The sequence below is a fragment of the Wolbachia endosymbiont (group B) of Xylocampa areola genome, assembly GCF_964028205.1.
In the GTDB taxonomy this organism is placed as follows: Bacteria; Pseudomonadota; Alphaproteobacteria; order Rickettsiales; family Anaplasmataceae; genus Wolbachia.
The window spans coordinates 202033-215067 of record NZ_OZ034771.1; the positions used below are offsets into that span (position 1 = coordinate 202033).

Below are 13035 nucleotides of genomic sequence, written 5' to 3' on the forward strand. Positions count from 1 at the left end.
ATTTATTATACATTACCCACTATCCGAAGAGCTGTGCAACAAAGCCCACTGGCATCCAGTTTTTTTGTGCAATTCCGTCAAAAAAAGCGCTTTCGTGTTTACCAACTTAGTTAGATTCCAGTGTCAAGCTACTCGGATGACACCAAAGAGGCTATTTGAATCTAATTTACTATTCACAATCCCGGTTATTAGCTTATTTGAGTTGACTTTTCATCATAATTATGTAATAATTAAACATATTGTTTAATATTGAAGGTAGAATTATGATAGGAGAATATGAGTCACTGGAAAAAGTACTGAGGACGATTGAGGTTAAGGAAGGCTTAAATAAAGATAATATAATTGAGGAAATACAAAAAGAACTAAAGGAACAGGATCAAGGTCTATATCAAGAGTGGGAGAAAGGTAAATTTGATGTAAATCATGTATTTTCCCTATATGGGAAATTGACGTTATTAATGATAGCTGCTGAGAATGGTCACGCAAGTGTAGTAGAGGTTTTACTCAAAGCAGAAGCAAATGTTAATGCAGTAGATAGTAAAGGGTTTACTCCTTTACATGTCGCTGCTGAGAATGGTCACGCAAGTGTAGTAGAGGTTTTACTCAAAGCAAAAGCAAATGTTAATGCAGTAGGTAGTGAAGGGTGGACTCCTTTACATGTCGCTGCTGAGAATGGTCACGCAAGTGTAGTAGAGGTTTTACTCAAAGCAAAAGCAAATGTTAATGCAGTAGGTAGTGAAGGGTGGACTCCTTTACATGTCGCTGCTGAGAATGGTCACGCAAGTGTAGTAGAGGTTTTACTCAAAGCAGAAGCAAATGTTAATGCAGTAGGTATTGAAGGGTGTACTCCTTTACATTTCGCTGCTGGGAATGGTCACGTAGATATAGTAAACCTTTTACTAGAAAAAGGAGCAAATGTTAACGCAGTAGATCGATATGGAAAGACTCCTTTAGATTATGCTGAAGGTTATGCTAAGAATCAAGACGTAGTAAAAGCTCTATTAGACGCAAGAGGAGGTTCTTTTGTGAAAGCACGTAATAAGGCAATGATTGCTGGTGGAGTGAATACATTATTAGGCACTGCTATAGCAGTGGCACTTTTTACAACTGGAACAATTACAGCTCAGTTGATACCTATCGTTATAGCAGTGGTTGCAGTTACAGCAGCAGCACTGGTAGTTGGTTGTGCTACATATGAATTACTAAAGCCTAGTACTAAAGTTGATGGAGCAGAAAAACCAATTGTCAACTCAATAAATGAACAGCAGAGAGTTACTAGCATTTCTTCATATTAGAGCGCGTGACGCAGGTTCCTGGATCCCAGTACTGGGATGACAATGAAGGGGCTGCTTGAATAACAACGAAGGGTTATTTGGATAATAGCCGTACTTGATCTGGATCCCAGTGTCTAGGAACTGGGATGACAAGGGGGGATACTAGGATGACAACGAAGGTGCTGGAATGAAAGGAGTGTGAGATAAAGCTACTTGTATAACTGTTGCACATCCATAAACTCTTTCTCGTCTTGCATGCTGATGATAGTGTGAGTGTTGAGAGGTAAAGGGTCATTTCTATGTCCATGTCCTACCCCTTTTATTGTAAATACTGGAAAGTTAACACTTTTTGCAAACCTTTCTTTTACAATTTCAACAAGATTATCATTATAACAGTTAACAAAGTCACCGAATATTACTGCATCTACTCCATCAAAAATATGAGCTTGTTTTAGGTGATCTAGACTTCGCTCAATTGAATATGGATAAACTTTTATGTCTTCTAAAAATAGAATTTTGTTTTTTGCGTTTATTTGCCAAGCAGTTCCTATGCTATTTTCAACCAAAGTCATATTACCGCCGATGATTTTAGACTCTAATTTGCCATTTTTTAGTCTAACTCCATTATTTATCATCTTTAAGTTGTCAAATCTGATAGAGTTGCGTTGGTTAAGAATTAATTCTTTTAATTTTTTAACAGAGCTTTCAGCAACGGAGTTATTTACTATCATTTCCAACATGGTGCCGTGAAGAGTTTGCCAGTCATATTTAACTTGCAGATAAATATGTAAAGCAGTGATATCACTATAGCCTATAAGAATTTTTTTGTTTTGAGCAATTCTTTCTTTTTTATCATTGGGCAGCTTTTCTAGGTAAGGAATTAGCCGAGAAGCCCCTTCTCCTCCTCTGATACACCAAATTATTTTGCTATCATCGGTTAGTGAATTAACCAAATCATTTGCTCTGAATTCATCAGAGTTGGAATAAAATGGATTGTCGTTACTATATATTTTCTCCGAAATGTGAGGATTAAAATCCAAAGTTTTTACGTATTCTCTTATAGTAGGCAGATCTGATTCTTTTCCCTTCGAAGAAGGAGCAATAATATCAACTTGGTCCATTGCATGAATATCTGTGTTAGCACCATAGCTGTACGAACATTCATTTTTGAAGACAGCAAATGGTGTCATTCCAGTGCTTGACACTGGAATCCAGAAATTTTGCTTATAACTGAGCTGATGAGCTAAAGGTAGTTGTCTTACGCTAAAACAAACGTTTTTAATTAAGTTGCATAGAAGCTGGATCCCAGTGTCTGGGCACTGGGATGACACCCCACTGGTGGGAATTGCTCCCAAACTACAACGTTCGTACAGTTGTGTGTTAGCACATAAAGTGAAAATAAAATATAAAAGGTAAATGATCATTAAAATATCTTATGAAACTCTTGCTTTAATATATCATCTAATTCGCAAAGAGAAACTTTTACTCCTAGTTTTTCCATTGATGTAACGCCGTAATCTTTTAGTCCACAAGGAATAATACCCTCATAGTGGGAAAGGTTTGGAGAGACATTAAGTGCTATGCCATGATAAGTTACCCATTTTCTCAAGCGAATGCCAAAAGCTGCTATTTTTTCTTCTACTCCGTTGTTGTTCACCCAAATGCCTATTCTATCTTCCTTAAATTCCCCAAGTATATTAAAGTGTTTTAAAACATTTATGATCCAATTACTTAGGTCTCTGATATATAGTTTTATGTCACATTTGTTTCTTTTTTTGAGGTTTAGCATTAAGTATATAATGCGCTGCCCTGGTCCGTGATATGTATATTTACCACCCCTACCTGTTTTATATATAGGAAATAATTTTTCAATAATGTCATCATCTGTTGCACCGATTCCTGCAGTATAAAGTGGAGGGTGCTGGAGCAGCCATACTAGCTCATCAGACAAATTATTGTAAATTTGTTGAATTTTTGCTTCCATGAATTTTATAGCATGGTTATAATCAACAAGTTGGTTAGATATTAGCCATTCTGTCATGTTCTATTTCTTTAGGTCTATCAATGTCATTCCAGCGCTTGACACTGGAATCCAGAAATTTAATTGTAGATAGCACACTGAACTGGTGAGCATAGTTGCTTTACGCTAAAAGGAACGTATTTGACTAAATTGTATAAAAAGATGGATCCTAGTGTCAAGCTACTTGGATGACAAATATGGGCTACTTGAATGGCACTATCGCAAACGAACTAGTGTCAGCTACTCAGATGATATCATTCTTGTAACACCAATTGATATAATTCAACTATAATTTTAATCTTTTAACAAATTTAATTTTTCAGGAGGCACATATGAATTTTAACATTTTTCAAAGAAAGAAAAGCAGTGAATACTCTGCTTTGCAACTAATGATGGAACCAAGTTGGAGTAGGCGTGATTATGTAAGTTTTGCTGAGGAAGGTTACATAAAAAATGTTATTGCCTTTCGAGCAATTAATATGATCGCAAGTGCTGCATCTTCGGTACCTTTTATTCTCTGCCAGCTTACTGACCAGGGAAAATCACAACTAAAAGCACATCCGTTACTGAAGTTACTTTATTCTCCTAATCCAATGACATCAAAATCAGAATTTATTGAGGGGATTGTAACTTATCGGTTAGTTAACGGCAATTCTTATATATTGATGATTGAGCTGCAGAACAAACCAACAGAGCTTTATCTTCTGCGCCCTGATAGAGTTGAAATTGTTCCGGGGAGAAGTAACGTTCCTTATGCCTATCGTTATACCGTAAATAACAACAGTTATGACTTTAAAGTTGATAAATTGACTGGGCGTTCAACAGTACTGCATCTTAAAACCTTTAACCCTTTGAATGATTGGTATGGACTTTCACCAATTGAGGCAGCTGCATATAGTATAGATCAGCATAATCAGGCTGGTGCTTGGAATCAGGCAATGCTGCAAAATGGAGCAAGACCAAGTGGTGCAATAGTTGTGAAATCAGAAAAGGATGGAAGCGTTGGAAACTTAAGTCAAGAGCAGTACCAACGCTTAAAAGCGCAGATAAATGATCATTACTCAGGTCCTGTCAACGCTGGAAGACCGATATTACTTGAAGGAGGTTTAGAGTGGAAGGAAATGAGCTTATCACCGAGGGATATGGATTTTATTGAGTCAAAACATAGCTCAGCTCGTGATATTGCGCTAGCTTTTGGCGTTCCGCCGCAGTTGCTTGGCATACCGGGTGATAACACTTACAGTAATTTAGTTGAAGCACGTCTTTCCCTTTGGGAACAGACGATTTTACCAACGCTAGAAAATATTATCTGTCACCTGAATTCTTGGCTAGTGCCCAAGTTTGGCAAAGATTTATGTTTGTCATATGATAAAGACGCGATAGAAATTCTAATGGAGAAAAGACAAAAGATGTGGAAATACGTGCAAAACGCAAGCTTCATGACGCTCAATGAAAAAAGAGAAGCTTTTGGCTTGCAACCGTTACCCGGTGGTGATAAGTTGAATTGATGTTTATATAGTATAGATATTTATACTAAGCTGTAAGAAATTAGAGGTATTTTATGTATCAAGAACAAGAAAATTCAGTAAGTAATTCTCGATTGACTCTTCCTCATATGGAATTATCGTTGAGAGCCAAACAAGATACTAATCCAACAGATAATGAAGGTCTTGTCCCTTTACATTATGCTGCTTGCGGAAATCGCTTAGAGCAAGTGAAATTATTGCTTAAAAACGGAGCAAATGTTAATGCATTGGATAATTATGGTTTTACTCCTTTACATTATGCTGCTTCCATAAATTGTAAAGAGGAGGTGGAATTATTGCTTAAAAACGGAGCAGATATTGATGTAAGAAATCATTTCGGTGCTACTCCTTTATATTTAGCTGTTCAGGGAGGCCATGAGAATGTGGTAAAATTATTGCTTAAAAACGGAGCAAATATTAATATAGCAGATAATTCTAGCAAGACTGTTTTACATTTATCTGTTCTCAAAGGCCACACAGAGATAACAAAGTTATTGCTTGGAGATATGGAGACTCCAAGTACAAGCTGCATCGATATAAGCATTGAAGAGTTACAAGTAACTAGTAAGTCTTATTATTAGAGGGTAGATGAAGTTTACTATCTCCTAAATCGTATCTGTTCAGATTCATGTGAAATCAGTCCTTTTTTTCTTGTCATGAAAGTAGCTGACACTGGGATCCAGTTTGACGAAAGCGCTCTACAACGTTTTTTGTGAAAAAGCCAGTGTCAGGCACTGACCATTTGTTGCTACGTTTTTGTCTATCTTATTTTGCCACCCTGCTGAACGGATACCCTAAATCATGTAGCTAAATGAGTTAACTATTTTTCTTGCTAACTAAGGTGTTGTAAATTTGGTCTACATCAAAACTCATCTTAGGGCACCAAATAGGGCCATCTAAGTGTGCCTCGATATAAAGAGGACTATTATGATTTGGTAGTATGAAAAAGAGTCTGAATATAGAAGTTAAGGAGAACTTAGATAAGATTAAATTAGAAGAGATAGAACCTGATGCTTGATCGATACTAAACTGTGAACTAGTTGAACATACACCACTGTTAATACTTACTTTTCCATTAATATTTTCAAAAAGCGTACTGCCATTATATATATCAACGTAAGCAAGCTTGGAAATTTCAGGTTTATTCTTACTGCTTAACAACTTAGTGATGAATGAATTAAAATCCACATTTGTAAACTCTATTTTCTGTGCTTGAAAGTTTACATTTCCTGATAAGTTACTAGCCCAATCATCAAAGCTTGTCCCTTGAGTTTTGATTTCACCACTTAAGCTTATCTTGCCATTTATGTTATTAACTCCTATAACTTCCTTGGTGTCCAAATTTGCAATAGAAAATTTTATGTGAATTGAGCCTGCTTTTAGATAACCCTGAAAAAACATTTGTCCATGTTCTAGTATGTAACTTATCTTTTTGATAGTGATAGTGCTGTTTCTTATCACTGTATCCAAGTTAAAATCTTTTAAGACGTTTTGCCCAATTTTAAATTCTGTAGTTTTGATTTGCACGTTTGCATCAAAATCTCCTTTCTCATCTAAAAAATTAAGCTGCTTTGTTGACCATTGAATTTGATTTATTTCATTTCTTGAGTTTCTTTTTACCTCTAATAGTTTTGGTAATTTAAAGATATTTCCATTAAATTTATTACCTGTAAGGTTTACGTCTAATAAAGGCTTAGTGTATTTTTGATCCACTAATATTTTTACACTACCGGTAATGTCGAAATTTTCTCCGAATAACTTTATTTTATCTGCAACTAGCTTGTTCTCTTGTATTTTTAATGAAAAATCCAAATCTTCAATTTTTGTACCATTGAATATAGAATCTTTAACACTAGTTCTTATATTTACATCATATTTAATATTTTTCAGCCATTGCACTTTGCTGAATAATGAATAATCATATTTATCTATATTAATGTTATGTATGCTAAATTTACTATCGATCATATTGTGTTTTTTTGTGTGATTTACCTTAATTGATCCTTGCCAAGATTCTTTGTTATTTAGCAATCTGATATCTGAAAGAGATAATATTCTAGGTGCTAAATATAGTTTAGAACTTGCTGTAAATTGACTTTTCTCTCTTTCTTGCATCTTGATAGAAGGTAAAATATGTGAAATGAACGACTCACCCTTTATCAATATATCACCATTAAATTCAGACAAGTTGCCATTGTTTGAAACTTTTCCTGATAAGCGAGATATATTATTGGTTCCAGGAAACTGAAGAAGAGTATCAACGTTTATTTCGCCATTAGCAAATTTTAGCGTAGCATGAAATTTGTCCAATATCCTGTTTTGATATTGAATATTTGAAGCTTCCATATTAAAATCCAAGCTCAGGTTCTTTGGCACAACCTCTCTAAAAGATTCTAAAAGACCCTTCATATCTGTTGTTTTGTGTGAGCCGTTTTTTAGGTCGACTTTACTAAAACTAATATTGATATTAGTATGATCACTTTTTCTATCATTTTGTATTATACCAGTGCCTTGCATGCTTTTGGACTCAATTTTTAAATTAGTTGCCGTAAACTCGCTTTCATTGAGATTGATATTGGATGATATCTCAATATTTTCGCTGGGAATCACATAAGAAAGGAAGCTAAGATTAATGATTTTTGCCAAGCCGCTCATAGAATCAGAATTATTATTAATCGTCAATACTAAATTGCCCTTGAGCTCTTCTTGATTTCTATTACCTTTAAATAGCAAATTTGCAAAATTTGAATCAACACTAATGTGTACATTATTTTTTGTGACATTAACCTTTCCAGAAAAATCGTAATTGTTGTCACCAATCTGTACTTCACCAAAAAACTGCTTATTTTTTTTTATAGCAACTTCCTTGATATTAATAGTATCGGCGTTAAAACTTATTTGGCTGTCCTTTATTAATATATCAACTATATTATCATTGGCTTTCGTATTTATAATATTAAGTAAATTTTCTTTGTTGCTTTTCATGCCCAAAAATGAGATTGACTTTGGTTGCAATGAAAATGAAAACAACGATGGCCTTATTTCAATTTTTTTTGCACTAATTAAATCTGATAATTTTTGCTCCTTGTTTTTGTTGTATTGTACATATACATTGTGAATAGTAAGTTTTGGAGTAATGAGCGAAACTTCAATTTTTCCTCCAACATGTACTTTAGCATCATACGTCTTCTCTAACTCTTTTACGATATATTCTCTGTAGCCACTCCAATCCTTAAAAGTTGCAGCAACGTGCATGAGAATTAATAGCAACGAGATTGATAATATGGAGTATAAAGAAAGTTTCATAATAGACCTCTCATTCCAGCATCCCTTCTCTTCTTGTCATCCCAGTTTGGGATCCAGGAAATTTGATTAGACATTAAGTTAATTAGCAAAAAAGTAGCTATTCTTATGTTAAAGCACAGCATTTTTACATGAGAAGCTGGTCTGATGAGCACTGGGTTCCCAGTGGAAATTGCTCTCAAACCACAACACTTATACAGTTGTGTGTGTGACACTGTGATCCAGTGTGACTTAAATAAGGTTTTCCAGATTATATAATCAACAAAATTTCTGGATCCCAGTGCTTGACACTGGGATGACAGGAATAGGTTATGGGATGAAAGAAGTGGATATTGGAATAGTAGCTGAAATGACATATAGCAATACAAAGGGTGTAATTTACACATATTTCAAATTATTCAAATTTCCTCTAAAAATCAGGTAAAGAGTGCTAGAATAAATAATAACACTCAAAGCTATTAAAGTTACTAAATAAACAATACGAGCTAGCCCTCTATCGAAAAACAACCCTGCTGATAAGTAATTAGAGAGATAAAGAACTATTGACATAACCAATGTTGCAGTGAGAATTTTTACAATATTTAGTAATAATGCTTGGCTAAGCTTATACATCTTATTTATTGTTAAATAATTAATCAATAAAATAGAATTTATCCAAGTGGAAATGGAAGTAGCAATAGCAATTCCTATATGTTGGTATTTGTTCATTAATAGGAGATTTAGTATTACGTTAATTCCAAGGCACGTTAATGAGAACATAGTTGGTATTTTTAGCTTTCCCCTAGCAAAGAATGTGGGTAGCAATACTTTATTTATAATAAATGCGGGTAAAGAAAGAGAAAATGCTACTAATGTAGGAACAGTTTGCTGCACTGCATAATAATCAAATCGGCCGTAAGAAAAAAGCGTAAGTAAAATCATGTCAGGAATAATGATAAAAGCAGCAGTTATTGGCATAATTAATATTAACCCTATATTAAGGGCCTTGTTCTGTATTTTGACTATATTCTCAGTATCATTTATTCGTTTTGAAATCATAGGAAGAAGTACTGTACCAATTGCAGTGCCAATTACTCCTTGCGGTAGTTGATTTAGTCTATCGGCATAATATATATAAGAAACTGCATTTGGTATAAAACTCGCCATGATTGTGTCAATCCATACACTTATTTGTATTACACAATTGTTGATAATTGCAGGTATTACACGCTTGAAAAACAACTTCACTTCGTTACTTAATTCTAAACTAAAAGAAAAGAAAGCCTTTAATTTGTATGCACTAAATATTATTAAAAGTAGCTGCAAAATCCCTCCAATCAGGACGGCTATAGAAAGGTTATGAGCCGGTGTTTCAATGTAAGGTAAAAACAAACTGATGATTAAACAGAGGTTCAAAATGATTGGTGAAATAGCTGTTGAAGCAAAATGCTGTTTTACTTGCAACATTCCACCAATAAGTGATGCGATTGACACGAAGATTATGTAGGGCATCATAATTTTCGACAAAGTTACAGTAAAGGTAAATTTATTTTGGTCAAATCCAGGAGTGAAGATTTTGATCATGTAAGGGAAGAAGGTTTGTGTGATAAGGCAAAAAATTACTAGAATAATAAACGTAATGGATATTACACTACTTGCGAAATTAAATGCCTTTTTATTATCATATGACTCTGCAGAGTATAATGGTATGAATGAGGTAGTAAATGCTCCCTCTGCAAAAAACGATCGAAATAAATTAGCAAAGCGAAACGAGGAAAAGAATATATCTGCAAGAGAAGTTGCACCAATAACCGTAGCAATCAATACATCTCTTATTAGCCCTAAAATTCTTGAAATAGCTGTAAAAAAACTAAATGTGAAAATACTTTTAAACATATCACGATTTCAATACGATTAACTATAATGCTAAAAGCATAAATGAAAATGTTTATTCGCTAAACTTAAAACTCTATGCAAAAGTAGGTAGCTTAAATAATTAATTGACTATTTATGCTTGTGTGTTAGAAATTTTATACCTTGGCGGGCGTAGCTCAGTTGGTAGAGCGTCAGTTTGTGGTACTGAATGTCGCCAGTTCGATCCTGGTCGCTCGCCCCACTAAAAATTTCCACTTTACATAAATATAAACATTAGATATTTTTGCACGTCCGTTAGCATTCCTTGTTGCTTTAGTATTTAGATGGCGGAGGGGAAGTTTGCGATTTAGAGTAAAAATGATGCCTATTAATTAGTGAGAGGGATTGTATGTATATTTGTTTGTTAGCTTATAGTATAGTGTCAGCACTAGGAATATTAGCTTGGTGGTTGAGTTTTGACACTTCATCACCTTTAGCCATAGGTGCAATTGCTGGTTCTATGGCTCTAGCATTGATTGCGGTTTTGCACGTAGGATGTTTGCTATATAAGTTTTGCAAAAGAGATCCTATTGAGGAAGATCATGGAAAAATAGCAATTTTTTTGGGTATGGCTATACCTATAAGTACTATGATTGGGGCAGTGCTTAATGCAAGTGTGATTGCTGTTCTTCCTAACCCAGTAGTAACAGTGATTATCTTAGTAAGTGCAATAACAGGGCTAATAGCAACAATTATGGGGGTTTATGTAGCCACATCTTTAGTGCATTGTGCAGATGAAGCAGCAATTACATTTGCAGCAAGTGCAACTTCGATTACAGATTCTACATTTGTTAGAATATCTCAGGAAGAAGAAGTGGATGAGCGTATTACCTCTCCTACAGTTGAAAAAGTTTCTTCTGTAAAAGAGACGATAATTTGAGCTAAGTTAGTTTGTAACACTGGAATCTGTAAAATTTGACATCAATCACTGATAGTTGGAATATTATAGATTAGGAATTACTCAAGAAGATGCATAAGTACGACGTAGTGGTAGTAGGTGGCGGTCATGCCGGGTGTGAAGCAGCTACAGCTGCAGCACGTCTTGGTGCAAGCACGCTACTTATAACTCACAAAATTTCAACTATAGGAGAGATGTCTTGTAATCCAGCAATTGGAGGAGTTGCAAAGGGTGTTGTAGTTAGAGAAGTAGACGCCCTTGATGGAATAATGGGGAGAGCTATCGACCGAGCAAGCATACACTCGGTCGTTTTAAATGGCAGCAGAGGCGCAGCAGTATGGGGCCCACGTGCACAAGCAGACCGAAAATTATACAAAAAAGCAATACAGGAAATTATTCTAAATTATAACAACTTGACAGTAAAAGAAGAGTCAGTTGACGATTTTCTTATCGAAAGTGATAGCAATGGAGAATCTTATATAAAAGCTGTAATAACAGACTCAGGTGAACGTATACTGACAAGCAGAGTTGTTTTGACTACAGGGACTTTTTTACGTGGTGTGATTCATATAGGAGAGCAAACAACTCCTTCTGGAAGAATAGGAGATAAACCTGCAATAGAGCTTGCAAACACGCTAAAGAAGTATGATTTTAAACTGGGCAGGTTACGTACCGGAACTCCACCTAGGCTTGATCGTGGCACTATAAACTGGTCGGTATTACAAGAACAAGTGGGTGACAATCCACCTACACCATTTTCTTATCTTACAGAGAAAATTAACCAGCCTCAGGTTTCATGTTTTATTACTCATACTAATGAACATACACACAGAGTAATTCGAGAGAATCTTCACAGATCAGCTTCTTCATATTTAGATAACGTTATTGCACCAAGATACTGCCCATCAATTGAAACTAAAGTTAAAAAATTTGCAGAAAAAAATAATCACCAAATATTTCTAGAACCAGAAGGGATTGATGATAACACTATATATCCAAATGGAATTTCAAATTCATTGCCCATCGAAGTGCAGTATGAAATGATAAAGAGTATAAAAGGGCTTGAAAATGCAGAAATATTAAGACCTGGATATGCAGTTGAATACGATTATATCGATCCACGAGAGCTATTTCATACTCTCGAAACTAAGAAAGTTAAAGGACTATATTTTGCTGGTCAAATTAATGGTACCACTGGATATGAAGAAGCAGCTGGGCAGGGAATTATTGCCGGAATCAATGCAGCACTCTCTTTATCTCAAAAAAGTTTTGTTCTTCATCGTACAGACTCATATATCGGTGTAATGATAGACGACTTGGTCACTAAGGGAATTACCGAGCCTTACAGATTATTTACCTCGCGTGCAGAATATAGACTGGCAATCAGGTCAGATAATGCAGATAGAAGATTGACACAAAAAGGTTATGACATCTCTCTTGTGTCGCATGAGAGATACTCTGTTTTGCAGGGTAAACTTAAATCCATTAAGCAACTTGAGGAGAAATTAGAGAGCCTAACAATTACTCCTGAGCAGCTCAGGTCCTATGGCATTAAAATATCTTATGATGGAATAAGAAAAACAGCATTAGATTTGCTCGGTTATCCAAATATTGACTGGAATAAATTACGAGAAATATGGCCAGAGTTAAACATGGGTTCCAGTGTCAGCTACTTGCATAACGCCAAAGCACCTCTTCCTGTCATCCAAGTAGCTGACACTGGGATCCAGTACTTGAATGATGATGGAATGGATGCAGTTGACACTGAAAAAAATGTAGATTCCAGCGTCATGTGCTGGAATAACACTATAACTGATAGCATAGCCAAGAATGAAATATATGAAGCAGTTGCAATTGAAGCAAAATACAAGCCTTATTTAGTAAGACAAGAAGCAGATATGAAGTTTCTACAAGAGGAAGTTAATACTCAAATTCCAACTAATTTCAACTACTCACAGATTAAAGGCTTGTCAACTGAAGTGATAGAAAAGTTGCAGTCAATAAAGCCAGCAACAATTGGTATTGCGAAGCAAATACAAGGTATCACTCCAGCAGCGATAGTTAGCATATTAGTGTACCTTAGGAATAAGAAAACGAAAATAGCTGCTAATTCTGCGTAAC

At 35.2% G+C, this 13035-nt stretch carries 9 protein-coding genes and 1 tRNA gene; 6 read left to right on the forward strand and 4 right to left on the reverse strand.

Going from position 1 to position 13035, the window contains the following annotated elements; all coding sequences use genetic code 11:
• The first annotated feature begins 263 nt into the window (after nucleotides 1-263).
• A complete protein-coding gene (locus ABWU35_RS00990) occupies nucleotides 264-1295 on the forward strand; it encodes an ankyrin repeat domain-containing protein (protein ID WP_264685561.1) in 1032 nt (343 codons plus the stop codon).
• Between the two features lie 188 nt (nucleotides 1296-1483).
• On the opposite strand, the gene ABWU35_RS00995 is transcribed toward ABWU35_RS00990, so the two are convergent.
• Both ABWU35_RS00995 and lipB read right to left on the reverse strand, forming a co-directional pair.
• Nucleotides 1484-2395: an LD-carboxypeptidase gene (locus ABWU35_RS00995; RefSeq protein ID WP_264685656.1), complete on the reverse strand. Its 912-nt coding sequence runs from the start codon at nucleotides 2393-2395 to the stop codon at nucleotides 1484-1486.
• 302 nt (nucleotides 2396-2697) lie between these two features.
• Nucleotides 2698-3315, reverse strand: a complete 618-nt coding sequence (lipB, locus tag ABWU35_RS01000) for a lipoyl(octanoyl) transferase LipB (RefSeq protein WP_264685562.1) — start codon at nucleotides 3313-3315, stop codon at nucleotides 2698-2700.
• A 311-nt stretch (nucleotides 3316-3626) separates the two neighbouring features.
• Between lipB and ABWU35_RS01005 the strand changes: the two genes are divergently transcribed.
• Both ABWU35_RS01005 and ABWU35_RS01010 read left to right on the forward strand, forming a co-directional pair.
• Complete coding sequence (locus tag ABWU35_RS01005; protein WP_007302071.1) at nucleotides 3627-4802, forward strand: phage portal protein; 1176 nt, start codon at nucleotides 3627-3629, stop codon at nucleotides 4800-4802.
• Nucleotides 4803-4855: 53 nt separating this feature from the next.
• Nucleotides 4856-5401: an ankyrin repeat domain-containing protein gene (locus tag ABWU35_RS01010; RefSeq protein ID WP_007302070.1), complete on the forward strand. Its 546-nt coding sequence runs from the start codon at nucleotides 4856-4858 to the stop codon at nucleotides 5399-5401.
• Between the two features lie 235 nt (nucleotides 5402-5636).
• Here ABWU35_RS01010 and ABWU35_RS01015 read toward each other — a convergent pair whose 3' ends face one another.
• Complete coding sequence (locus tag ABWU35_RS01015) at nucleotides 5637-8126, reverse strand: AsmA-like C-terminal region-containing protein (protein WP_264685563.1); 2490 nt, start codon at nucleotides 8124-8126, stop codon at nucleotides 5637-5639.
• A 375-nt stretch (nucleotides 8127-8501) separates the two neighbouring features.
• The gene (gene murJ / locus ABWU35_RS01020) at nucleotides 8502-9998 is read right to left on the reverse strand and encodes a murein biosynthesis integral membrane protein MurJ (RefSeq protein ID WP_007302067.1); all 1497 of its coding nucleotides are present in this window, start codon (nucleotides 9996-9998) and stop codon (nucleotides 8502-8504) included.
• A gap of 144 nt (nucleotides 9999-10142) precedes the next feature.
• Between murJ and ABWU35_RS01025 the strand changes: the two genes are divergently transcribed.
• The 3 genes from ABWU35_RS01025 to mnmG all read left to right on the forward strand — a co-directional run bounded on the left by ABWU35_RS01025 (nucleotide 10143) and on the right by mnmG (nucleotide 13034).
• A tRNA-His gene (locus ABWU35_RS01025) sits at nucleotides 10143-10218 on the forward strand.
• A gap of 147 nt (nucleotides 10219-10365) precedes the next feature.
• A complete protein-coding gene (locus tag ABWU35_RS01030; protein WP_007302066.1) occupies nucleotides 10366-10896 on the forward strand; it encodes a hypothetical protein in 531 nt (176 codons plus the stop codon).
• A gap of 89 nt (nucleotides 10897-10985) precedes the next feature.
• Nucleotides 10986-13034, forward strand: coding sequence for a tRNA uridine-5-carboxymethylaminomethyl(34) synthesis enzyme MnmG (gene mnmG, locus ABWU35_RS01035; protein WP_007302065.1), 2049 nt, complete (start codon nucleotides 10986-10988; stop codon nucleotides 13032-13034).
• The last annotated feature ends 1 nt before the right edge of the window (nucleotide 13035 follow it).